This is a genomic window from Rhodobacter capsulatus (genome assembly GCF_052363185.1).
GTDB lineage: Bacteria > Pseudomonadota > Alphaproteobacteria > Rhodobacterales > Rhodobacteraceae > Rhodobacter > Rhodobacter capsulatus_E.
In genome coordinates, this window is record NZ_CP198955.1 from 1,436,067 (window position 1) to 1,457,872 (window position 21,806).

The following is a 21,806-nucleotide window of genomic DNA, read 5'->3' on the forward strand; positions in this document are numbered from 1 at the left end:
GCGAGAAGCGCCAGCCATGGGCGGGGCGGGCGCTGGCCGGGACGCTTTGGCGCCCCGGCGGTCACGGGGCAGATGTGTCGCGTGACCTCGGCGATGGCCTCGGTCAGATCGGGCGACGGGCTCAGAACGGCACGTCATCCAGCCCGACGGCGGGCTTCAGGAACCCGGCCTTGACATGTTTCGACCCGGCCTTGTCGAATTCGATCAAGGCGGTATCGCCTTCCAGATCAATCACCTCGCCATAGCCGAACTTGACGTGGAACACCCGGTCGCCCACGCCAAAGGCGACACTGTCCACCGTCGTCACCGTGCGCGCCTTGGGCCGTGGCGGCGTGCTGGCGCGGCTTTCCATCCGCTTCCAACCCGGGGAATTGTAGACATCGGCCTTGGTCGCGCGGCTCTCCAGACTGCCAAAGCCCGCCTGTGTCGCCGCGCCGAAGCCGCCGCCGTAAAGCCCGGGCGGTGTCAGCACCTCGACATGGCGGCCGGGCAATTCGTCGATGAAGCGCGAGGGCAGCTGCGATTGCCATTGCCCGTAAACCCGACGGTTGCCCGCAAAGGAAATCGTGCAGAGCGCCTCGGCCCGGGTGATGCCCACGTAAGCCAGCCGCCGTTCTTCCTCCAGCGCGCGCTGCCCGCTTTCATCCAGCGCGCGTTGGCTCGGGAACAGCCCATCTTCCCAGCCGGGCAGGAAGACGGCCGGAAATTCCAGCCCCTTCGCCGCGTGAAGGGTCATGATCGAGACCTTGTCCTCGGACTGGTCCTTGTCATTGTCCATGATGAGGGCAACGTGTTCCAGAAACCCTTGCAGGTTCTCGAACCCTTCGAGCGCCTTGACCAGTTCTTTCAGGTTTTCCAGCCGCCCCGGTGCCTCGGGCGTCTTGTCGGCGAGCCACATGTCCGTGTAGCCGCTCTCCTCCAGAATGGTTTCGGCCAGCCGCACATGATCGGCATTGTCCAGAACCGCGGCATGCCAGCGCCCGATACCGTCAAGAAAATTCCGCAAAGCCCCGGCCGCCTTGCCGCCAATCGCGCCCTGTTGCAGCGCGGCCTTCGCGCCCATGACGAGACCCGCCTCGGCCTGACGGGCACAGGTCTGGATCATCGCCTGCGCCTTGTCGCCCAGACCCCGCTTGGGCAGGTTCACCACGCGTTCAAAGGCCAGATCGTCGTCGGGGGACACGGCCAGCCGGAAATAGGCCATCGCATCGCGGATTTCCTGCCGTTCATAGAACCGCGGCCCGCCGATGACGCGATAGGGCAGGCCGATGGTCAGGAACCGATCTTCAAACGCCCGCATCTGATGGCTGGCGCGGACCAGAATCGCCTGTCCGTTCAACGGGATGGGGTCCAGACCGCGGGTGCCGCGCGAGAGGCTCTCGATCTCTTCGCCGATCCAGCGCGCTTCCTCGTCGCCGTCCCAATGGCCGATCAGCCGGACCTTTTCGCCGCCCTTTTCGGCGGTCCAAAGCTCCTTGCCCAGCCGGTCGCGGTTCGCCGTGATCAGCCCCGAGGCCGCCGCCAGAATATGCTCGGTCGAGCGGTAGTTCTGTTCCAGCCGCACCACCACCGCGCCCGGAAAATCCTTTTCGAACCGCAGGATATTGCCCACCTCGGCACCGCGCCAGCCGTAGATCGACTGATCGTCATCGCCGACGCAACAGATGTTGCGATGCGCCTGCGCCAAGAGCCGCAGCCACAGATATTGCGCGGTGTTGGTGTCCTGATATTCGTCCACCAGAATGTATTTGAACCAGCGCTGATACTGCTGCAGCACATCGGGGTGACGCTGAAAAATCGTCACCATATGCAGCAGCAGATCGCCGAAATCGACGGCGTTCAGCGTGCGCAGGCGGTCCTGATAGGCGGCGTAAAGCTCGGAACCGCGGTTGTTGAAATGCGCGGTCTCCTCGCCGCGGACATGCTCGGGCGTCCAGGCCCGGTTCTTCCAGCTGTCGATCAGCCCGGCCAATTGCCGCGCGGGCCAGCGTTTTTCGTCCATGTTCGCGGCGATGATCAGCTGTTTCAAAAGCCGGATCTGGTCGTCGGTGTCCAGAATCGTGAAGTTCGAGCGCAGCCCCACCAGTTCCGCATGCCGCCGCAGCTGCTTGACGCAGACCGAGTGGAAGGTGCCGAGCCACGGCATCCCCTCCAACGTCTGGCCCATCAGACGGCCGATGCGGTCCTTCATTTCCCGCGCGGCCTTGTTGGTGAAGGTGACGGCCAGCACCTCGTTCGGGCGGGCGCGGCCGGAATGGATCAGATGCGCGATGCGCGCGGTCAGCGCCTTGGTCTTGCCGGTGCCCGCGCCCGCAAGCATCAGAACCGGGCCATCGAGCGCCTCGACCGCCTGCCGCTGCGCGTCGTTCAACCCGTCAAGCCAGGGCGTGCCGACAGGGCCCCGCGCCGCCATCATGGCGCGTTGCGACAGGCTCAGCCCGCCGAAATCGTCATCATCAAGGATACTGCTCATGGGGCGCCACTATAGCTTGCGTTGCGGCAAAGCCAAGGCCTGTTCGATTTTTGTTCCTGCAAATACGACCCCCCCGGACGATCCCGCGCGGCAAACCCGATGCCGATGCGGAATCCCCCGGGGGGCGCGGGTCACGCGGGCGGAAGGGGCGCCTTCCGCCGCGCGTCACCCGGCATGCACAAGCGATGCGAACAATCTCGGATCAAGGCTCGCGCTGGCGAAAGTGGGGCCTTCCGTCAGCACGGCCACCGCATCGTGGCTGTGCAGGCTTTCCTGATGGCTGGCGATGACGCGGAAATCCGCCACCCGGGGCTCGGCCATCAGCCCCGCCGCGAAAGAGCGCACCGCATCTTCGACAAAGATCGGATTGGCGGCGTTCAGTTCCGCAAAGGCCTGTTCGTCCTCGCGCTTCACCATCACCTGCGTCTCGGTCGGCACATTCGCCCGGGCAATCTCGATCAGATCTTCGAACCAGAGCGTCTTGCCGGGCTCGATCACCACCGAAATCCGCGCCACCGAGCGTTGTGAATGCGGCGTCGCCAGCCGCCCGCGGCGGATGCGGGCATCCTCGCTCAGCTCCAGCGAGCAGGGGCAGGTCGAGGAATAGACGTAATCGAGATGCACGATCTTGGTGCGCACCCCCGCCTGTTCGACCAGCTCCAGCGCGATGTCGTAATATTGCCAGCCGCGCAGGCCCGAGCGCAGGCTATCGACCTGCAGCGGCAGCGAAAACCGCATCATCAGCCGGGCGTCGAAGCTTTCCAGATGGTCGATATAGTCATCGAGCGCCGCCGCCATCACCTCGAAGGAAAATTCGCTTTCCGAATGGGCATAGAAGCTGCGCAGGATGCGCGACATGTTGATGCCCTTCTTTTCCGCCTCAAGGCTGACGGTGCCGGTGACCGAGGTTTCCAGCATCACATCGCCGCCATCGCGCAGCTTGTAGCGGATCGGCAGGCGGAAATTCGAGATGCCGACATGCTCGATCCGGGTCTTGGCGCCGCGGATCAGCGAGGCCGGACCGTTCTGCAGATCGGGCATCGCGGCCTTGTAGGCGTCATCGGGGCGGAAGTCGGCGTCATAGCTGCGCGCGAGTTCCGGATAGGCGCCGGGCGCCGGGGTGAAAAGACGGGCGATGGCCGGATCCAGCCCCGCCACCTCGGCGGGATGGGCCTGCGCCACGAAAGCCCGCAGAACCTCAAGGGCGGCCTTGGCTTCGCCCGCGTCGGGCGTGTCGATGCGTCCGTGGATGTTCATGGCGTCTCCCTTTCGCCTGTCGCGCAAAATTCGATATGGGAGTGAGACGCGGAAAGTCCAACCGAAGTTGCACAAGAAACGACGAAAGAGCCCGGGAAATCGTCAGGAACGAAAATTCCCGCCGCGCGACCCGGGCGCCGCCGGTCTCACCCCGCCTCGCCGCATTCGCCAAGCGCGACTTCCAGCGCCGAGCGGATATCCTCGACCAGATCGGCCGTATCCTCGATGCCAAAGGAAATCCGCACCAGACCGGGGGTGATGCCGATCAGGGCGCGATCCTCGTCACTCAGGTTCTTGTGCGTCGTCGTCGCCGGATGCGTCGCGATCGACTTGGCATCCCCCAGGTTGTTCGAAATGCTGACCACATCCAGCGCATCCAGGAAACGGAAGGCGATGTCCTTGCCGCCCTCGAAATCAATCCCCAGCATCGTGCCGCCCGCGCCCATCTGCGCCATGGCGAGCGCATGTTGCGGATGGCTGGGCAGCCCCGGATAGATCACCCGGTTCAGATGCGGATGACCCTCGATCGCCTCGGCGACGGCCTTGGCCGAGGCCGCCTGCGCCCGCACCCGCAGATCGAGCGTCTGCAGACCATTGAGCAGCAACCACGCATGGAACGGACTCATCGCGCCGCCGGTGTGCTTGACATAGGTTTCGAGCGGGCCGCGGATGAAGTCGCGCGTGCCGCAGACAACCCCGCCCAGCACCCGGCCGCCGCCGTCGATGTGTTTCGTCGCCGAATAGACGATGACATCGGCGCCCAGATCGACCGCGCGCGAAAAGATCGGGCTGGCAAAGGCGTTATCGACCACGACAAGGGCGCCGACCGCATGGGCGATCTCCGCCACGCCCTTGATGTCGATCACCTCAAGCCCCGGATTGGACACGCTTTCAAAGAAACAGATCTTGGTGTTCGCCTTGACCGAAGCGCGCCAGTTGCCCAGATCCGCGCCGTCGATCAGCGTCACCTCGACCCCGAAACCGGCCAGCACCTTCAGCACATGCAGGCAGGAGCCGAACATCTGCCGCGCCGCCACGACATGATCGCCCGCCTTCAAGATGCAGGTCAGCGCGCCGTTGATCGCCGCCATGCCCGAGGCACAGGCAAAGGCATCCTCGGTGCCCTCGATCGCGGCCATCCGGTCTTCGAACATCCGCGTCGTCGGGTTGCCGTAGCGGGCATAGATGAATTCATCCTCACCGGCCTCGATGAAGCGCGCCTCGGCCGCGCCCGCCGAGGGGTAGATGAACCCTTGGGTCAGGAACAGCGCCTCGGCCATCTCGCCGAACTGGCTGCGCCGGATGCCCTCGTGGACCAGTTTCGTGCGTGTGCGCCACTCGCTCATCTCTGCCTCCCGGGGCTGTGCGGAAACTCCCCGGATAAGGCGCTGTTTGGCATGGGTCAAGGCCGGGGGCGTGCCAAGCGGCTAAGAGAATCACATGCGCCCCAAAATGACGGGCGCAACAGACCCGAGGAGGTGCCCAATGAAAGTCGTATCCATCGTAGGCCCATCGCAGGCCGGCAAGACCACGCTTGCCGGGGCGCTGGCCACGCTCGAAGGGGCCAAACCGCGCAAACACACGCTTTTCGGCGAGACCGCGGTGACGCGTTTCGCTTTCATGGGGGAAGACTGGGCGCTTCTGGATGCGCCCGGGGGCGCCGATCACCTGCCGCAGCTTGGCCCGATGCTGGCCGCCTCGGATGCCGTCGTTTTGTGCGTGCCCGCCGAGACCGAGGCCGCGGTGCTCTGTGCGCCCTATCTGCGGCTGGTCGAGGCCGCTGCCCTGCCGACCTTCATCTTCATCAACAAGATCGACATCGCGCAGGACCGCACCAGTGAAATCGTGGCGGCGCTGCAAGCCTTTTGCCCGCATGGAATCGTGCTGCGGCAGATCCCGATCCGCAAGGATGGCCATGTGATCGGCGCGGTCGATCTGATTTCCGAACGCGCCTGGGAATATCACGATCACGCCCGGTCCTCGCTGATGGAACTGCCCGCCGAAATCCGCGAGCGCGAAACCGAGGCGCGGGCGGAACTGCTCGAACATCTGGCCGATTTCGACGAGACGCTTTTGACCGAACTGATCGAGGATCAGGCCCCGATGACCGAAGAGGTCTATGAGGTCTCGACCAAGGTGCTGCAGCACCACGATCTTCTGCCCGCGCTGCTGGGCTCGGCCAGCCATGGCAACGGCATGATGCGGCTGATGAAAAGCCTGCGTCACGAAGTGCCGGGCGTGGCCGAGACGCGCGACCGCGTGGGCGCGCTGGCGGTCGGCGCCTTGGCCGATACGGTCAAGCATCTGGGCAAGACGGTGCTGATCCGCGCGCTGGCCGAGGGGGTCGCGCCCGGGGCGAAGCTCTGCGGGGCGGCCGTGGGCTCGATCGTCGATGTCGATGGCAAGACCCAGCTGGGCGCGCTGCAGCCGGGCGAAATCGGGCTGACGGTGAAGACCGATCACCTGAGCCTGAGCGGCCCGCTTTACACCGCCGAGGGGCTTTTGCCCAATCCCGACTGGATGGCGGCGCATCCGGCGAACCACCGGCTGATCCTTGAACCCGAAAGCGAGCGCGACGAGACCCGGCTGGCCGCGGCGCTGCCGAAATTGCTGGAAATCGACCCGGGGCTGAGCCTTGGCACCGATCCGGCGACGGGCAAGACGGTTCTGGGCACGCAGGGCCCGCTGCATCTGCGCCGGGTGCTGGAAAAACTCGACGCCGATTTCGGCCTGAAACTGGCCACCGCGCCGCTTGTCGCGGCTTTGTGCGAAACCATCACCGGCACGGCGCAAAAGCAATACCGGCACCGCAAGCAATCGGGCGGGGCGGGGCAATTTGCCGATGTGGTGATCGAGGTCAGCCCGCTCGCCCGTGGCGAGGGCTTCCGCTTCAGCGAAACGGTGAAGGGCGGCGCGGTGCCGCGCAACTACATCCCCTCGGTCGAGGCGGGCGCGCGCGAGGCGCTGGCGGCGGGGCCCAAGGGTCATCCGGTCGTCGACCTTGCGGTGAACCTGTCCGACGGCAAGCATCATGCGGTGGACAGTTCCGACCATGCTTTCCGCACCGCGGGCAAGATGGCGCTGCGCGAGGCGATGGCGGAGATTGGCACCGTCGTTCTGCAGCCGGTCTCGAAAGTGGTGATTTCGGTCCCTTCGACCTATGCGGGCGGGCTCTCGCCGCTGGTGTCCGGGCTCAAGGGGCAGGTGCTGGGCTTTGAAGCCGATCCGGCCGCCAAGGGCTGGGATCTCTTCGAGGCGCTGATGCCCGCCTCGTCCTTGCCCGAGCTGTTCCAGTCGCTGGGCGGCGCGACGCGCGGCACGGCCAGCTTCACCGCGACGCTCGATCACTACGAAGAGCAATATTGAGCGGCGGATGCACCGAAAAAGGGCGGTCCTGCGGGGCCGCCCTTTGCCATGCCGGGCTTAACGGCTGATCGCGCGCTGGTTGTCGGCGCCCACGACGACGACTTTTGCCACTTCGTTCAGCCGGACATTGGGGATGAAGGCCGCCGCCGTCACCTCGCGCGATTGCGGGGTGCTGACGCGCCCTGCGGCCGGGCTGCCCGGATCGGGCCAGGCGACGACGAAGCGATAGGTCATCACGCCCTCGACCGGCTTGCCGTCGTTTTCCGCCAGAAGCTCGGCCCCCCACCAGCCCTGCGTCGGCGTCAGGCCGGTGGCGGCCACGATCGCGCCGCCCTGGGTCGGGCGCACCTCCAGCGCGGTGACCTGCGCGATCAATTCGCGCGGATCTTCGGTGACATCCGGATAGCCGTCCTTCGGCTCCAGCGTCATCACCTCTTCATGCTTGAACCAGTTCCACGGGTTCAGCTTCGACTTGCCGATGCCGCAGCCCGAAAGCGCCACGGCCAGCGCAAGCGAAAGGGCCACGGGGGCGGGGCGAAGACGCAGGAACATCGGGCACCTCAGACGGGCTTGGGTCGGTCCTGCCTTGGGTAGCCGATCCGGCCCGGTTTGAAAAGCGGCGTTTGGCCCGGCGCTTGCGTGCCCCGCCGCTGGGCTCTTGCCGCGCCGCCGCGCGAAGGCTAGGCAAGGGAAAACGCAGGAGTTTCCGATGGCCAGCCCCGCTTTCGAAGAGATCGCCGAAACCTTCGACTTCCTTGACGATTGGGAAGATCGCTACCGCCATGTGATCGAACTGGGCAAGGCGCTGCCCGCGCTGGATGATGCGCTGAAAGTGCCCGCCACCAAGGTCGAGGGCTGCGCGTCACAGGTCTGGCTGATGCCGCGCATCACGGGCACCGGACCCGCGGCGATCTTCGATTTCGAAGGCGCGTCCGATGCGATGATCGTGCAGGGGCTGATTGCGCTGTTGCATGCGCTTTACGCGGGGCTGACCGTCGCCGAAGTGGGCGCGGTCGAGGCGAAGGCGGAACTCGGGCGGCTGGGTCTGAACGAACATCTGTCGAGCCAGCGCTCGAACGGTCTGGCCGCGATGGTCGAGCGCATCCGCAAACTGGCCGCCGAGGCGGCCGCCGCCTGACCCTGCACCTTTGCACAGATCCTGCGCGGGCCTTCCCCCTTTGCGCAAGGACGTGGCTTTGCTACGTTTTCGCGAAAGGAGCGTGACATGGACAAGAGCGGACATCGTCCGGTCGTGGGGATCATCGGCAATCGCGGGCTGATCAACGACCGCTATCCGATCCACGAGGGCGGGCAGATGAATTCCTGTGCCGTGGCCAATGTCGCGGGCTGTCTGCCGCTGCTCATTCCGGCCGATCCGACGATGGTCTCGGTCGCGGAGCTGATGCAGGTCTGCGACGGCTTTCTGCTGACCGGCGGGCGGCCGAACATCCATCCCTCGGAATATGGCCACGCGGAAACCGAGAAACACGGCGCCTTCGACCGCGCCCGCGATGCGATCACGCTGCCGCTGGTGCGGGCCTGCGTCGCGGCGGGGCAGCCCTTTTTCGGCATCTGCCGCGGCTTTCAGGAGGTGAACGTGGCGATGGGCGGCACGCTGCACCCCGAAATCCGCGAATTGCCCGGCCGGATGAACCACCGCATGCCGCCCGAGGGCACGCTGGAAGAGGCCTTCGCGCTGCGCCACAAGGTCGTGCTGACCCCGGGCGGGCGTTTTGCGACGCTCTTCGGTGCCGAGGAGGTGGTGACCAACACCTTGCACGGGCAGGGGATTTGTCAGCCCGGGGCCCGCATCGTGATCGAGGGCCGGGCCGAGGATGGCACGCCCGAGGCGATCTATGTGGCCGATGCAACGGGCTTCACCTTGGCGGTGCAATGGCATCCCGAATGGAACGCGCAGAACGATCCGGTGTCGCGGCCATTGTTTCGGGCCTTTGGCGAGGCCGTGCGCAGCTTTGCCGCCGCGCGCCGGTGACGGGCGGCGAAAGGGCGTATTTGGGCCAAGAAAAAGCCGAGGCTATTTCAGGTATTTCGAGGCTTCCTTGCGGGCGAAGGGCTTGAGGCTGGCGCCGTTCTCGGCCAGCCAGTCCGCGACCGCCGCGGCGTCGTGTTTCGACAGCTCGCGCAGCCACCAGGCGATGGCTTTCTGGATGAACCAGTCGCGGTCTGGCGCCAGACGGACACACCAGCCAAGGACGCGGGCGCGGGCCGCGCGTTCTTCCTCCGAGGGGTGGTTCGATTTCGTGAAGGGCAGGGTGATCACCAGCGCGGCGCGGCGGGCCCACATGGTGTCGCTGTCCAGCCAGGTCTCGATCTCGTCGAGCCGTTCCGGGGCGCCGATCAGCCGCCGCCCGCCCGCATTGCAGGCGTGATCGGCCACGGCCCAGGCGTCGAAGCCCGGCACCCAGGCGGCGATGGTGCGCCAGACCGCGTCATCGGGGCGGATGCGCGCCTGCGTCAGCAGTTTCGCCGCCGCGATCTTGGCTTCGTGGATGTCGCTGTGCCAAAGACCATCGGCCAGCGCGATGCGCTCCTCAAGCGTCGTCTGCGCCCGCCAGAGCCGCGCCATATCCTCGATCAAGGGCACCGGAACGCCCAGATAGCGCCGGTCCACCTTGTGATAAGCCGCTGCCCCCGCAGCTTTTTCCGCGTCGCCACAGGCTTCCAGCGCGGCAATCGCCTCGGCCAGCGTGGGGGGCGGGCCAAAGTCCTCGGCCCCGGGGTCTTCCTCGTATTGCGTATAAGCCGCATCCGAGGCGGCATAGGCGGCGGCCTCGGCGGCCAGCGCCGCTTCTTCTTCGGTGAGCGGCCGGTCCTCGGCCACGATCACCTTGCCGCGGCGCTTCCTTGCCATCACTCCACCGTCACGGATTTCGCCAGATTGCGCGGCTGATCGACATCCGTCCCCTTGGCGATGGCGGTGTGATAGGCCAGAAGCTGCGCGGGCAGGGCGTAAAGGATCGGCGCGAAGGGCTCGGCCACTTCGGGCAGGCGCAGGCTGGCCCAGGTGCCCTCGGCCGCGGTCGCAATGCCCTTGCTGTCGGTGATCAAAAGCACCTTGCCATGCCGGGCCATCACCTCTTGCATGTTCGACACGGTCTTGTCGAAGAGCCGGTCATGCGGGGCGAGAACGATCACCGGCACCATCCGGTCAATCAGTGCGATCGGCCCGTGCTTGAGCTCGCCCGAGGCATAGCCCTCGGCGTGGATGTAGCTGATTTCCTTGAGCTTCAGCGCCCCTTCCAGCGCCAGCGGATACATCGGCCCGCGCCCGAGGAAGAGGATGTCCTGCGCCTCGGCCAGACGTTCGGCCAGTGTCGCGATCTCCTCCGAAGTCGCCAGCGCGGCATTCATCAGCCCCGGCAGCGACCGCAAAGTGTCCAGATGCCCCTGCAGCTGATCGGGGGCGATCCGGCCACGGTCGATCCCGGCTTTCAGCGCCATCACCGCCAGCACCAGCAGCTGACAGGTGAAAGCCTTGGTCGAGGCCACGCCCACTTCGACGCCCGCAAGGATCGGCAAGGCCAGATCGGCCTCGCGCGCGATCGAGGAGGAGGGCACGTTCACCACGGCGACGGTTTTTTGAACCTTTTCCGCGCAGTAGCGCAGCGCGGCAAGGGTGTCGGCGGTCTCGCCCGATTGGCTGACGAAGATCGCGAAGCTGTTTTCGGGCAGCGGCGGCTCGCGGTAGCGGAATTCAGAGGCCACGTCGATTTCGCAGGGCAGGCCCGCCAGTTGCTCGAACCAGTATTTCGCCACCGAACAGGCGTAAAAGGCCGTGCCGCAGGCAACGAGCGTCAGCCGGTCAAGCGCGGAAAAATCCAGCTCCGCCGGAAGGTTGACCCCCTCGGCCGTCAGATAATGGCGCAAAGCATCGCCCAGCACCACCGGCTGTTCGGCGATTTCCTTGGCCATGAAATGCTTGTAGCCGGCCTTTTCGACGCGGGTCGCCGAAAGGTCGATCCGGGTTTCTTCGCGGTTCGCCCGCCGCCCCTCAGCGTCGAAAATCTCGACCCCGGCGCGGGTGACAAAGGCATGATCGCCCTCGGCCAGATAGGTGATGCGGTCGCTGAAGGGCGAAAGCGCGATGGCATCCGAGCCCACGAACATCTCGCCCGTGCCGTGCCCGATGGCGAGCGGTGAGCCCTTGCGCGCGGCGATCATCAGATCATCCTCGCCTTCGAACAGCCACAACAGCGCAAAGGCGCCTTCGAGTTTTTGCAGCGTCGCCACCGCCGCCTCGCGCGGGGGCAGGCCGCGATCCATGAAGAGCCGCGTCATCAGCGCGACGGTCTCGGTATCGGTCTGGGTCTCGGGCGCGATCCCGGCTTCGGCCAGTTCGGCGCGCAGCTCGCGGAAATTCTCGATGATGCCGTTATGCACCACCGCCACCGGCCCCGAGCGATGCGGATGCGCATTGACCGTGGTGGCCGCCCCATGCGTCGCCCAGCGGGTATGCCCGATGCCCGCCTTTCCCGCGAGCGGTTCATGCACCAGCAGGTCGGACAGGTTAACCAGCTTGCCCACGGCGCGGCGCCGATCCAGAACGCCCCCGTTCACCGTGGCGATACCCGCCGAGTCATAGCCGCGATATTCCAGCCGCTTCAGGCTTTCGACCAGCAGCGGCGCGACCTCATGATTGCCCAGAACGCCAATGATTCCGCACATTTACGCGCCTTTCTTCTGCGCGGCCTTCTTCGCGCGCAAGATTTCGAAGAGCTTCACCGCCAGCCCCGGTTTCGTCACCTGCTTCGCGCGCCCCAGCGCGATGGCGCCCGGCGGCACATCCTCGGTGATCGTCGAGCCCGAGCCCGTCAGCGCACCATCGCCCACCGTGACCGGCGCCACCAGCATCGTATCCGAGCCGATGAAAGCATTGGCGCCGATGGTGGTGCGGTGCTTGAAGACGCCGTCATAATTGCAGGTGATCGTGCCCGCGCCGATATTGGTGAATTCGCCCACATCGGCATCGCCCAGATAGGTCAGATGCCCGGCCTTGACGCCTTCGCCCAGAATCGCGTTCTTCACTTCGACGAAATTGCCGATATGCACATCCTCGGCCAGTTCCGCCCCGCCGCGCAGCCGCGCAAAGGGGCCCACCGTGGCCCCGCGCGAGATGTGGCAGTCTTCCAGATGGCAAAAGGCCTCGATGGTGGCGCCGCTTTCGATGGTGACGCCCGGCCCGAAGACGATGTTCGGCCCCAGCACGACATCGCGGCCAATGCAGGTGTTCAGCGCGAAATAGACCGTGGACGGGTCCACCATCGTCACGCCGTTGTCCAGCGCCTCGGCGCGGGCGCGGGCCTGAAAGGCGGCCTCGGCGGCGGCGAGTTCGGCGCGGGTGTTGATGCCCAGCGTCTCGGCCTCGTCGCAGCGCACCACCTCGGCCACGCAGCCTTTCGCGCGGGCGGCGGCGACGATATCGGTCAGATAATATTCGCCTGCCGCATTGTCGTTCTTCAGCCCCCGCACCAAGATCGCCAAAAGCGAGGCATCGCAGCAGATTACCCCGGAATTGCAAAGGGTTATCGCGCGTTCCTTATCCGTCGCATCCTTGTATTCGACGATCCTTTCCAGCCGGTCGCCCACAGCGATCAGCCGCCCGTAGCGGCCCGGATCGGCGGCCTCGAACCCCAGAACGACGACATCGGCGGTGCTGTCGACCAGCCGTTCCAGCGTTTCGGGCGCAATGAAGGGGGTGTCGCCGTAAAGCACCACCACCTTGCCCTCGAAGGTGGGGATCTGCAGCAGCGCCTGCGCCACGGCATGGCCGGTGCCCAGCTGCTCGGCCTGCAGCGCGATCTCGGCCTCGGGTTCGATCTTGCGCGCGGCCTTTTCGACCAGATCGGCGCCGTGACCGACGACGACGACCACCCGTTCGGGGTCCAGCCGTTGCCCCGCCGCCAAAGCATGGGCCAGAAGCGGCGCGCCGCCCAGCCGGTGCAGCACTTTCGGCAGGTCTGAATTCATCCGGGTGCCTTGCCCTGCGGCAAGAACGATAAGGGCAATGGCCATGAGAACGCCTTTTCTTCTGCTCTCGCCTGTTTTACCGATACCATATCTCGCTGCAAGAGGGCGAGGATCACGCAATCTTTCGGGGGCGTAACAGTGACGACGAGCGCGGGCACGGTGGTTTTCGATCTGGACGGCACGCTCGCCGATACCTCGGCCGATCTGATCGCGGCGGCGAATGCCTGTTTTGTCGCCCGGGGGCTGGGCGCATTGCTGGACCCGGTCGCCGATGCGGCGACGGCCTTTCAGGGTGGGCGGGCGATGCTGGCATTGGGTCATGCGCGGCTGGGCACGCCCGATCCCGCCCCGCTGGTGGCCGAGGATTACTTTCGCCTGCTTCTGCATTACGGCGAAAATATCTGTGTGCAAACAAGGCTTTATTCCGGCGCCGCGGGGGCGGTGGCAACGCTGCGGGCGGCCGGGTATCGCACCGCGATCTGCACCAACAAGCCCGAGGCGCTGGCGGTGCAGCTGCTCGATGCCTTGGGGATCGCCTCGCTGTTCGATGCGCTGGTGGGCGCCGACACGCTGCCCACGCGCAAGCCCGATCCCGCGCCCTATCACGCCGCGGTGGCGCGGGCGGGCGGCACTGTCGCGCGGTCGCTTCTGGTGGGCGACACCGTGACCGACCGCGAAACGGCGCGGGCGGCGGGGGTGCCCTGCCTGCTTGTCGCTTTCGGGCCCGAGGGCCGGGCGATCGAGCGCCTTTCCCCCGAGGCGCTGCTGGAGAGCTTCGCCGATCTGTCGCCCTGCGTGGCGAAATTCCTGCCGCGCCATGGCTGAGCCGCTGCCAAACCCCCGCCGTGCGACTGTCTTCATCCTGATCGTCGTCTTTTTCGACATGGCGGGGCTCGGGCTGATCCTGCCGGTCCTGCCGACGCTGATCGAAGATGTGGGCGGGCTGCAACTGCAGGATGCGGCGCAGGTGGGGGGCTGGCTTTATGCGGTCTATTCGCTGGCGCTGTTCCTGACGGCGCCGCTTCTGGGGGCGCTTTCCGACCGTTTCGGACGGCGCCCGCTGCTGCTTGTCTCGCTGGCCGGGCTTTGCGTCGATTATGTGCTGTGCGCGCTGGCGCCCTCGCTTCTGTGGCTTTTCCTTGCGCGGATCGTGGCGGGGATCTGCGGCGCGACGCAGGGCATCGCCAATGCCTATATCGCCGATTTCACCGCGCCCGAGGACCGCGCCCGCGCCTTTGGCTGGCTTGGCGCGGCTTTGGGGCTGGGCTTCGTGCTCGGCCCGGCGCTTGGCGGGCTTCTGGGTGCCTTTGGGCCGCGGGTGCCGTTCTGGGCCGCCGCGGCGCTCGCGGCGCTCAATTTACTCTGGGGGCTCAGGGCCTTGCCGGAAACGCTGGCGCCCGAACACCGCCGCGCCGTGGTCTGGCGCGAGGCGAACCCCTTCGGCATCCTGACCGTCTTTCGCCGCCACAAGGGGGTGCTGCCGCTTGTCGCGATCTACGGGCTCTATTTCTTTGGCTCGGCGGTCTATCCGGCGGTCTGGTCCTATTGGGGGATCGCGAAATTCGGCTGGTCCGAACTGACCATCGGCGTCTCGCTGGCGGCTTTCGGCATCGTCTGGGCGCTGTTTCAGGGGCTTTTCACCGGCCCCGTGGTGGCGCGCATCGGCGAGCGGCGGGCGGCGCTTTTGGGCCTTGCCATCGCCGGTCTGGCCGCCGCCGGTTACGGCCTTGTGCCCGGGATCGTCGGTGTCGTCGTGCTGTTGATCTTCCACGGCCCCGAGGGTTTCGCGCAACCGGCGCTGACCGCGATGATGTCGGCGCGGGTGCCCGAAACCGAACAGGGCGCGCTGCAGGGCGGGCTGGGCGCGGTCACCAATCTGATGATGCTGGCGGGGACCCTGTTCTTCGCCCAGGTCTTCGGCTATTTCCTGTCCGACGCGGCCCCGGTGCAAAGCCCCGACGCCGCCTATTTCACCGCGGCCCTGGTGCTGGCGGTGCCCTTCGCGATGCTGATGCGCAGGAAAGAGACATGACGGACACGGTCTTCACCGGCAATTTCACCCAGCAGGAACCGATAGACGAGGCGGCGATTACGGCCGCGGTGGCGGTGCTGCGATCGGGGCGGCTGCACCGATACAACGTGGCCGCGGGCGAGATCGGCGAGACCGCGGCGCTGGAAGTCGAATTCGCCGCTTTCACCGGGGCGAAATATTGCCTCGCCGTCGCCTCGGGCGGCTATGCGATGGGCTGCGCCTTGCGCGCCGCGGGGGTTGGCCCGGGGGATCGGGTGTTGACGAATGCCTTCACGCTCGCGCCGGTGCCCGGGGCGATTGCCGCGCTCGGCGCCGAGCCGGTCTTCGTGGAGGTCACCGAGGATCTGGTGATCGACCTGCAAGACCTTGAAGCGAAAGCGAAAACCGCGGGCGCGCGGGTGCTGCTTCTGTCCCACATGCGCGGCCATATCTGCGACATGGACCGGCTGATGGAGATTGCCACCGCCGCCGGGCTGCTGGTGATCGAGGATTGCGCCCATACGATGGGGGCAAGCTGGCGCGGCCTGCCCTCGGGGCGGCATGGGGCGGTGGGCTGCTATTCGACGCAGACCTACAAGCACATGAATTCGGGCGAGGGCGGGCTGATCATTTCCGACGATCCGGTCTTGATGGCGAAAATGATCCTGCTCTCGGGCTCTTACATGCTTTACCCCCGGCACGCGGCGGCCCCCCCGCCCGAGGTTTTCGAGGGCCTGAAATACGACATGCCCAATGTCTCGGGGCGGATGGACAATCTGCGCGCGGCGATCTTGCGGCCGCAGATCCCGGTGCTGCCCGACCGGATCGGGCGCTGGAACGCGCTTTACCGGGCGCTGGAGGCGGGGCTTTCTGCCACGCCGGGGCTGCGGCTGATCGCCCGACCCCAGGCCGAAGCCTTTGTCGGCTCGTCCTTCCAGTTCCTTTTGCCCGGTTGGGCGGGGGATCGCATCCAGTCACTCGTCAAGACTTGCGCCGCGCGGGGGGTGGAGCTGAAATGGTTCGGGGCCGCCGAGCCCGTCGCCTTCACCTCGCGCCATCAAAGCTGGCGCTTTGCCCCCGCGCAGGCGCTGCCGCGCACCGATGCGGTGCTGGCCGGGCTGCTCGATCTGCGGTTGCCGCTGACCTTCTGCGAGGCCGATGCGGCGCTGATTGCCCGTATCCTTGATGACGAAATCCGCCGCGCTCAGGCGTGATCGCCCAGAAGCCGCTCCTGCCAGGCGGCATTGTTGATCGGCGCCTCGGCCAGCGCGAATTCGAAACTGGCAAAAGCGCAGGGCAGGCGCAGCGTGATATCGGCCAGCACCAGCCGCTCGGTGCCGAAATCGTGGCTCTCGACCTCTTCGCTCAGCAGCACCACCGCAATGTCGGGGCGATTGAGCCGCAGCCGCATCAGCGGTTCGGCCATTTCCGAAATCCCGCCCAGCGTGTCGAGATCGACCAGCAGCGCCGCGCCCTGCGGTGCCGACCAGACCGGCGCCGTCGGATGCAGCGCGCCGATGCGGCGGAAGGGCAGGCCGTGATCGGCCAGCCAGTCGAGACAGGCAAGCCCGGGGCCGCTGCGATGCGACAGCACATAGACGACCGAGATCGCCTCCTCGTCGAGGCTGTGAAAGCGGGTCGGCCCCGCCGCGGCGGCGGCGGCGACCGGGGCGGCGGTCTTCAGCGGTTCGGGGCGGATCGCAGCGGGCTGCGCGGCGGCCGCCCCATGTGCCAGCGGTGCGGCGCGGCCGATCCGGGCGACGGTGATCCCGGGCGTTTGCGGGCCCGTCGGCACGGGCTGCTCTGCGGCGGCGATCACCGCGGCGGGCCAGCCCGGCGCCTGATCCGTCGCCCGCTCCGCCCCGGGGGCCAGCGCCGCGCGCATCCGCGCCAGGATCCGGCCCAGCCACGGCCCGAAAGCGGGCGCCTGCGGCACGGGCTGCGATGGGATATGCGTCCAGACCATTTTGGCCTCCCTGTCCTTAACCTGAGTGAAAGGTTAATTGTCGTTAGGGAAGCCGGGCAATGTGTCGGAGGGATGACGCCGGGCGCGAAAGGATAGGCTGCAGAGCGGATCGGTGCGGCACCGGAGCAAAGGGTCAGGGCTGCGGCGCCGGAACGGCGGCCAGGCCCGCGCGGGTCTGGGCCCAGATCGGCGCCAGCGCCGCCAGCGCGGCCTCGGCCGCGCCCCCGGGTGAGGTTCCGGGCTCGGCCTCCCGCAGCGAAAGGTCCAGGTCCTTCAGCACCCGATGCAGCCGTTCCGCCCCGAGCAGCGCGGCAGAGCCGGCGAATTTATGCGCCAGCGCCGCGGTTTCGGCCGGGGTTTCCCGTGCCGCCGCGGGGGTCAGCGCGGCGATCATCGTGTCGCCCTCGTCCAGAAAGCGCTGCAGCATCTGCGTCATCATTTCCGGGCCGAGCGATTGCGCCAGCTCTTCGCGGATGTCCGCCGCCAGCAGCGGCACCGTCTCGGGGTCGGTTGGCGGTCCGGCCTCGGAAAGGGCGATGCGCTGGTGCAGCCGGGGGCACAGCTCCTCGGCCAGAACCTGATCCAGCAGCTTGCGGGTGATCGGCTTCGAGATCACCCGGCAGACCCCGGCCGCCTCCAGCCGGCTGCGCGCTTCGGGCAGGACATTCGCGGTCACCGCGATGATCGGCGTGTCGCAGTTCGGGCCGCTGCCCGCGCGGATCGCCTCGGTCGCGTCGACGCCATTCATCCGCGGCATGTTCAGGTCGATCAAGATCACGTCATAAGGCCGCATCGCCGCGGTTTCGACCGCCTCGACCCCGTCGCGGGCCTCGTCGAAACTGTGCCCGGCGCGCCGCAGCATCTCGCACAGGACGACGCGGTTGATGTCGTTGTCCTCCACCACCAGCGCGTCGATCGCCACCGGCAGCCGCGTCGGCGCCCCACCCTCGGCGCTGCAGGGCAGCGGGACGGTCGCGGCCCGGACGGGGGCGCGGGCGAGGGCGGCGGGCGCGGTCGCCTTGGCCTCGGGCAGGCTCAGCACCACCGGGGCGGGCAGGGTGATCCAGAAGGCCGAGCCCTGACCCGGGTCGCTTTCCACCCCGATCTGGCCGCGCATCGCCCGCATCAGCCGCCGCGCGATCGACAGGCCCAGCCCCGATCCCGTCGCCTCGCGCGAGAGTTCGGGGTCAAGCGTGACGAAATCGTCGAAGATCCGCTCGGTCTCGGCCGCGGGGATGCCGATGCCGGTGTCGATCACCCGGTATTCGAGCTGGCCCTGATCGCGGTGGTATTCCGCTTCAAGGGTGATCGTGCCGTCGCGGGTGAATTTGATCGCATTGCCGACAAGGTTGAGCAAAACCTGCCGGATCCGCATCGCATCGCCTTCGACCGCCTCGGGCAGCCGCCCCGCGCTGCGGGCGATCAGCCGGTTGCCGCGCGCCGCCGCCGCCCCCGCCTGCATCTGCACGATCTCCTCGATCACCGACATCGGCGCAAAGGGCTCGCGCGTCAGCGACAGCTTGCCCGCGTCAAGCCGTTCGACATCGAGCGTGTTGTTGACATGGGACAAAAGGATTTCGCCCGCCTTCTGCATCGAGGCGACAAGGGCGGTCTGCTCCGCATCCAGCGGGGTTTCGCGCAACAGTTCCAGCGTGCCCAGCACCCCGTTCAGCGGGGTGCGCATCTCGTGGCTCATCACCGCGACGAATTCGGCCTGCGCCTGTTCGCCCGCCATCGCGGCATCGCGCGCGTCGATCAACTCCTTTTCCGCGGCGACGCGGTCGGTGATGTCGCGCATGTAGCCGACGAAGATTTCCTTGCGGCCGATCCGGGTCGCGGTCACCGAAATTTCGGCCGGAAAGACCGAGCCATCCTTGCGCCGCGCCTGCAGCCCGATCAGCCCATGCCCGGCGATCCGCGGCACGCCGCCGCCGCGGTAGCGCTTGAATCCCGCCACCTTGGCCGTCTTCATGTGATCGGGCACGATCAGGTCGTTCAGATGCTGCCCGATCGCCTCCTCGCGGCTGTAGCCGAAGACCTTTTCCGCCGCGCCGTTGAATTCCAGCACCTTGCCCTCGTGATCGACCACGATCACCGCATCGAAAGAGGTGCCGATCACCGCTTCAAGCCGGGCCTTCGCCGCGGTCAGCGACCCGGTCTGGCGCATGCCGAAACGCCACAGCGACCAGGTGATCACCAGCCCCGCGGTCACCGCCGCCAGCAGCGCGGTGGTCAGCGAGGCGAGCAGCATCAGCGAGGAAAACACCCGTTCGCGCTGCTCCTTGGCATGTTTGGCGAATTCGCGCACGCCTTCGAGCGAGACCGTCCGCACATCGTCTTCAAGCGTCGCGGCACTGTCGCGCAGCGCCGGCAGCGCCGGTCCCAGCGCCTCGGGCCCGCCATCGACCAGGGTCGCGGTCCGTTGCAGGAAGGCGTCGATATGGCCGATTTCGGCCGCGGCCACCTCGGGCGTCATGATCGCGGCAAAGCCGCGCCCCTCCATGATCGTGTGCACGCGGCTGTAGAAAATGTCGAAACTGCGCGAAAATTCCGCCAGGCTGGCGGGGTTCTCCGCGGTGGCGCGCAGCAGCGCCCCGTCCATGTGGAAATACTCGACCTCGAGCTGGGCGAGCGTCCATTGCAGGCTGTCCGAATTGGCGATGGCGAGATTGTCGATTTCCGACTGCACCATCGCGCCATAACGGTAAAGTGCCGCCACCGCGCCCAGAAACACCACGACCAGTCCCGCGAACAGGAACGGGCGCAGGCGTTGGCGGGGGTCTTGCAACAAGGCTGAACTGTCGGACATGAAACCGTTGCGCAATGGGGGGCAGGGCCCGGGTTACGGCAGGACCTCGACCCGGTCGACCTGCCAGACGGACCGGGAATAGATGACTTCGTTTCTGAATTCCGCATCGGAATCATAGGGGTATACCAGCCAGATCGGCCCCTTGTCGCGCACCGCCATCGGCTTGCCGTCGCGCAGGTCGGCAAGGAGCGCCCCGCCCGCCTGCACCTCCGCCACCGGGATCTGCACGGAATATTCGTTGATCGCGGTGATCTTCAGCGTGCCGTCGGACACCCCCAGACGGTCAAGCAGCGTCTGCAATTCGACGCCCGAAAAGGTCTCCACCCCCCCGGTCCAGATCGTCGAAGTGCGGAAACTGTGGCGCGGCAGCGCCGCCAGCATGGCGGCGTCGAACCGGGCCGCGCCGGGGGCGTTGGTGACGCCGATCCGGCCCGTGACCGTCAGCACCACCTTTTCCGTCGGGGGCGCAAGCGTCGTCACCGTGGCGCCCGTGGCCGGGACAGGCTCTGCCCATGCCCCCTGCGGGCGCAGGGCGGGGCCTGCGACGGCAAGCAGGGACAGGCTCAGGATCAGGGCGGCCGGAGCCGCCCGGGTGGTGCTACGCATGTCGTTCCCCCGTTGGATCATGCAGATCGCGGGATTGTCGCATGGTCATCCGGTCAAACCATGCGGAATTAAGTATGTTATCCTATCCGAAAGGATAGCGAGGCCCTTCGAAACGGTGGGTGTGGCGGCGCTTTGGGACAGCGCATCCGAAACTTCCCGTTGCGGTCTTGAAATAGCCCGGTTTCTTTAACATTACCTTTCCGCATCCCCGGCATAACACTCTCGGGTCGAGATTTTCGGAGGTGAAGGTGAAACTGCTGATTGCCGACGATCATGACCTGGTGCGCGACGCGATTGCGGCGCTGTTGCGGGCGGGCGGCTGCGAGGAGGTCGCCGTGGCGGGCACCCTGCCCGAGGCGCTGGCGGAAGTGCAGGCGGCCGGGCAGGCGGCGGGGCGCTTCGATCTGGTGCTGCTCGATTACGACATGCCGGGCATGGACGGGCTTGAAGGCCTGTTGCAGATGAAACGGGCCTTTCCGGCGCAGGCGGTGGCGCTGATCTCGGGCGTTGCCCGTCCCTCGGCCGCGCGCGAGGCGCTGGATGCCGGGGCGATCGGCTTCGTGCCGAAGGCGATGCCCGCGCGCTCGATCATCGGGGCGGTGACGCTGATGGCCTCGGGCTCGGTCTTTGCGCCCTTCGACTTTCTCAAACAAGAGGACCCGCCGGTGCTGGGCGGACTTTCGGCGCGCGAAACCGAGGTGCTGCGCGGCATCTGCGCGGGGCGCACGAACAAGGAAATCGCCCGCGACATGGACCTGCAGGAGGTCACGGTGAAGCTGCATGTGCGCACGCTGACGCGCAAGATCGGGGCGCGCAACCGCACCCATGCGGCGATGATCGCGCGCGAGAACGGCTGGTTCTGAGCCGCCCCGGAGGGATGGCAAAGGCGGTGCCGAAGCACCGCCTTTCGCCGCCGGATCGAGTGGGTCGGCGGCGTGCCGTTCCGCCAGCCGGGTCCGGCGCGGAACGGCGTGTCGGGTCAGCCGCGGGCGGGGAAGGGCACCACCTTGGCGGGTCGGTCGCGCTCGGCGCGCGCGGAAAAGGGCGAGATCCGGCGCGGCCGCAGCAGCGTGGGCGGGGCGGGGGGCGGAAACACCACCGGCTCCATCCGCTCGATCGCCCGGGCAAGGGCGGCCGACACCTCCGAAAGCCCCTCGTTGCGGCAATAATCGTTCATCTCGATCAGCACGGCATAGATCCAGGCGTGCTGACTGGCGGTGGCGATCGGGCTCATGGCGCTGCTCTCCGTCTTTGTCCTTGACGATTTCTTTACCAAGCCGCGCCGCCGATCGCGCCTGCGCGGAAGGCCAGCGCCCGCGCGCGAAAGTGC

Annotated in this window: 18 protein-coding genes; 7 read left to right on the top strand and 11 right to left on the bottom strand. The window is 66.9% G+C overall.

Annotated elements, in window-relative coordinates:
• Nucleotides 1-121: 121 nt before the first annotated feature.
• The 3 genes from ACTTAG_RS07230 to metZ form a co-directional block, all read right to left on the bottom strand.
• A complete protein-coding gene (locus ACTTAG_RS07230; RefSeq protein ID WP_444464834.1) occupies nucleotides 122-2,473 on the bottom strand; it encodes an ATP-dependent helicase in 2,352 nt (783 codons plus the stop codon).
• Nucleotides 2,474-2,638: 165 nt separating this feature from the next.
• Nucleotides 2,639-3,730 carry a GTP cyclohydrolase FolE2 gene (gene folE2 / locus ACTTAG_RS07235; protein ID WP_444464835.1) on the bottom strand — a complete coding sequence of 364 codons (1,092 nt, stop codon included), beginning with the start codon at nucleotides 3,728-3,730 and terminating at the stop codon, nucleotides 2,639-2,641.
• Between the two features lie 146 nt (nucleotides 3,731-3,876).
• Complete coding sequence (gene metZ / locus ACTTAG_RS07240; RefSeq protein WP_444464836.1) at nucleotides 3,877-5,076, bottom strand: O-succinylhomoserine sulfhydrylase; 1,200 nt, start codon at nucleotides 5,074-5,076, stop codon at nucleotides 3,877-3,879.
• Nucleotides 5,077-5,215: 139 nt separating this feature from the next.
• Here metZ and ACTTAG_RS07245 point away from each other — a divergent pair, with 139 nt between their 5' ends.
• Nucleotides 5,216-7,096, top strand: coding sequence for an elongation factor G (locus ACTTAG_RS07245; RefSeq protein WP_444464837.1), 1,881 nt, complete (start codon nucleotides 5,216-5,218; stop codon nucleotides 7,094-7,096).
• A 57-nt stretch (nucleotides 7,097-7,153) separates the two neighbouring features.
• Here ACTTAG_RS07245 and ACTTAG_RS07250 read toward each other — a convergent pair whose 3' ends face one another.
• Nucleotides 7,154-7,648 carry a hypothetical protein gene (locus ACTTAG_RS07250; RefSeq protein ID WP_444464838.1) on the bottom strand — a complete coding sequence of 165 codons (495 nt, stop codon included), beginning with the start codon at nucleotides 7,646-7,648 and terminating at the stop codon, nucleotides 7,154-7,156.
• A 157-nt stretch (nucleotides 7,649-7,805) separates the two neighbouring features.
• On the opposite strand from ACTTAG_RS07250, the gene ACTTAG_RS07255 reads away from it, so the two are divergent.
• Both ACTTAG_RS07255 and ACTTAG_RS07260 read left to right on the top strand, forming a co-directional pair.
• Nucleotides 7,806-8,234, top strand: a complete 429-nt coding sequence (locus ACTTAG_RS07255; RefSeq protein ID WP_444464839.1) for a SufE family protein — start codon at nucleotides 7,806-7,808, stop codon at nucleotides 8,232-8,234.
• Between the two features lie 87 nt (nucleotides 8,235-8,321).
• Nucleotides 8,322-9,089 (top strand): gamma-glutamyl-gamma-aminobutyrate hydrolase family protein, encoded by a 768-nt coding sequence (locus ACTTAG_RS07260; RefSeq protein ID WP_444464840.1) that lies wholly within the window; start codon nucleotides 8,322-8,324, stop codon nucleotides 9,087-9,089.
• Between the two features lie 42 nt (nucleotides 9,090-9,131).
• Here ACTTAG_RS07260 and ACTTAG_RS07265 read toward each other — a convergent pair whose 3' ends face one another.
• The 3 genes from ACTTAG_RS07265 to glmU are packed head-to-tail and all read right to left on the bottom strand — an operon-like array spanning nucleotide 9,132 to nucleotide 13,129.
• Nucleotides 9,132-9,971, bottom strand: a complete 840-nt coding sequence (locus tag ACTTAG_RS07265; protein WP_444464841.1) for a DNA alkylation repair protein — start codon at nucleotides 9,969-9,971, stop codon at nucleotides 9,132-9,134.
• Entirely contained in the window at nucleotides 9,968-11,782 is a 1,815-nt protein-coding gene (gene glmS / locus ACTTAG_RS07270) for a glutamine--fructose-6-phosphate transaminase (isomerizing) (protein ID WP_444464842.1), read from the bottom strand. Before glmS ends, ACTTAG_RS07265 begins: the two co-directional genes overlap by 4 nt.
• Nucleotides 11,783-13,129, bottom strand: coding sequence for a bifunctional UDP-N-acetylglucosamine diphosphorylase/glucosamine-1-phosphate N-acetyltransferase GlmU (gene glmU, locus ACTTAG_RS07275; protein WP_444464843.1), 1,347 nt, complete (start codon nucleotides 13,127-13,129; stop codon nucleotides 11,783-11,785). It lies immediately after the preceding gene.
• A gap of 93 nt (nucleotides 13,130-13,222) precedes the next feature.
• On the opposite strand from glmU, the gene ACTTAG_RS07280 reads away from it, so the two are divergent.
• Genes ACTTAG_RS07280 through ACTTAG_RS07290 form a run of 3 tightly spaced genes read left to right on the top strand, consistent with a single transcriptional unit; the run spans nucleotide 13,223 to nucleotide 16,309 of the window.
• Nucleotides 13,223-13,909 carry an HAD-IA family hydrolase gene (locus ACTTAG_RS07280; protein WP_444464844.1) on the top strand — a complete coding sequence of 229 codons (687 nt, stop codon included), beginning with the start codon at nucleotides 13,223-13,225 and terminating at the stop codon, nucleotides 13,907-13,909.
• A complete protein-coding gene (locus ACTTAG_RS07285) occupies nucleotides 13,902-15,116 on the top strand; it encodes an MFS transporter (RefSeq protein WP_444464845.1) in 1,215 nt (404 codons plus the stop codon). The genes ACTTAG_RS07280 and ACTTAG_RS07285 overlap by 8 nt, the downstream gene beginning before the upstream one ends.
• Nucleotides 15,113-16,309: a DegT/DnrJ/EryC1/StrS family aminotransferase gene (locus ACTTAG_RS07290; RefSeq protein ID WP_444464846.1), complete on the top strand. Its 1,197-nt coding sequence runs from the start codon at nucleotides 15,113-15,115 to the stop codon at nucleotides 16,307-16,309. The genes ACTTAG_RS07285 and ACTTAG_RS07290 overlap by 4 nt, the downstream gene beginning before the upstream one ends.
• Here the strand turns inward: ACTTAG_RS07290 and ACTTAG_RS07295 are convergent.
• The 3 genes from ACTTAG_RS07295 to ACTTAG_RS07305 all read right to left on the bottom strand — a co-directional run bounded on the left by ACTTAG_RS07295 (nucleotide 16,300) and on the right by ACTTAG_RS07305 (nucleotide 20,476).
• On the bottom strand, nucleotides 16,300-17,061 hold the full coding sequence (locus ACTTAG_RS07295) for a hypothetical protein (RefSeq protein ID WP_444464847.1): 762 nt from the start codon (nucleotides 17,059-17,061) through the stop codon (nucleotides 16,300-16,302). The genes ACTTAG_RS07290 and ACTTAG_RS07295 overlap by 10 nt on opposite strands.
• 133 nt (nucleotides 17,062-17,194) lie before the next feature.
• Entirely contained in the window at nucleotides 17,195-19,870 is a 2,676-nt protein-coding gene (locus ACTTAG_RS07300; RefSeq protein ID WP_444464848.1) for an ATP-binding protein, read from the bottom strand.
• A 33-nt stretch (nucleotides 19,871-19,903) separates the two neighbouring features.
• Nucleotides 19,904-20,476, bottom strand: a complete 573-nt coding sequence (locus tag ACTTAG_RS07305; RefSeq protein WP_444464849.1) for an oxidoreductase — start codon at nucleotides 20,474-20,476, stop codon at nucleotides 19,904-19,906.
• Between the two features lie 242 nt (nucleotides 20,477-20,718).
• On the opposite strand from ACTTAG_RS07305, the gene ACTTAG_RS07310 reads away from it, so the two are divergent.
• Nucleotides 20,719-21,339, top strand: coding sequence for a response regulator transcription factor (locus ACTTAG_RS07310; RefSeq protein ID WP_444464850.1), 621 nt, complete (start codon nucleotides 20,719-20,721; stop codon nucleotides 21,337-21,339).
• 116 nt (nucleotides 21,340-21,455) lie between these two features.
• Here the strand turns inward: ACTTAG_RS07310 and ACTTAG_RS07315 are convergent, their stop codons facing one another.
• A complete protein-coding gene (locus tag ACTTAG_RS07315; RefSeq protein WP_444464851.1) occupies nucleotides 21,456-21,710 on the bottom strand; it encodes a hypothetical protein in 255 nt (84 codons plus the stop codon).
• Nucleotides 21,711-21,806 lie beyond the last annotated feature (96 nt).

Bases quoted from the DNA above. Each gene is read 5' to 3' on its own strand.
- ACTTAG_RS07260 (WP_444464840.1), top strand. From the start codon at position 8,322: ATGGACAAGAGCGGACATCGTCCGGTCGTGGGGATCATCGGCAATCGC.
- ACTTAG_RS07315 (WP_444464851.1), bottom strand. From the start codon at position 21,710: ATGAGCCCGATCGCCACCGCCAGTCAGCACGCCTGGATCTATGCCGTG.
- ACTTAG_RS07300 (WP_444464848.1), bottom strand. From the start codon at position 19,870: ATGTCCGACAGTTCAGCCTTGTTGCAAGACCCCCGCCAACGCCTGCGC.
- ACTTAG_RS07290 (WP_444464846.1), top strand. From the start codon at position 15,113: ATGACGGACACGGTCTTCACCGGCAATTTCACCCAGCAGGAACCGATA.
- folE2 (WP_444464835.1), bottom strand. From the start codon at position 3,730: ATGAACATCCACGGACGCATCGACACGCCCGACGCGGGCGAAGCCAAG.
- ACTTAG_RS07255 (WP_444464839.1), top strand. From the start codon at position 7,806: ATGGCCAGCCCCGCTTTCGAAGAGATCGCCGAAACCTTCGACTTCCTT.
- ACTTAG_RS07230 (WP_444464834.1), bottom strand. From the start codon at position 2,473: ATGAGCAGTATCCTTGATGATGACGATTTCGGCGGGCTGAGCCTGTCG.
- ACTTAG_RS07305 (WP_444464849.1), bottom strand. From the start codon at position 20,476: ATGCGTAGCACCACCCGGGCGGCTCCGGCCGCCCTGATCCTGAGCCTG.
- glmU (WP_444464843.1), bottom strand. From the start codon at position 13,129: ATGGCCATTGCCCTTATCGTTCTTGCCGCAGGGCAAGGCACCCGGATG.
- metZ (WP_444464836.1), bottom strand. From the start codon at position 5,076: ATGAGCGAGTGGCGCACACGCACGAAACTGGTCCACGAGGGCATCCGG.
- glmS (WP_444464842.1), bottom strand. From the start codon at position 11,782: ATGTGCGGAATCATTGGCGTTCTGGGCAATCATGAGGTCGCGCCGCTG.
- ACTTAG_RS07245 (WP_444464837.1), top strand. From the start codon at position 5,216: ATGAAAGTCGTATCCATCGTAGGCCCATCGCAGGCCGGCAAGACCACG.
- ACTTAG_RS07295 (WP_444464847.1), bottom strand. From the start codon at position 17,061: ATGGTCTGGACGCATATCCCATCGCAGCCCGTGCCGCAGGCGCCCGCT.
- ACTTAG_RS07285 (WP_444464845.1), top strand. From the start codon at position 13,902: ATGGCTGAGCCGCTGCCAAACCCCCGCCGTGCGACTGTCTTCATCCTG.
- ACTTAG_RS07250 (WP_444464838.1), bottom strand. From the start codon at position 7,648: ATGTTCCTGCGTCTTCGCCCCGCCCCCGTGGCCCTTTCGCTTGCGCTG.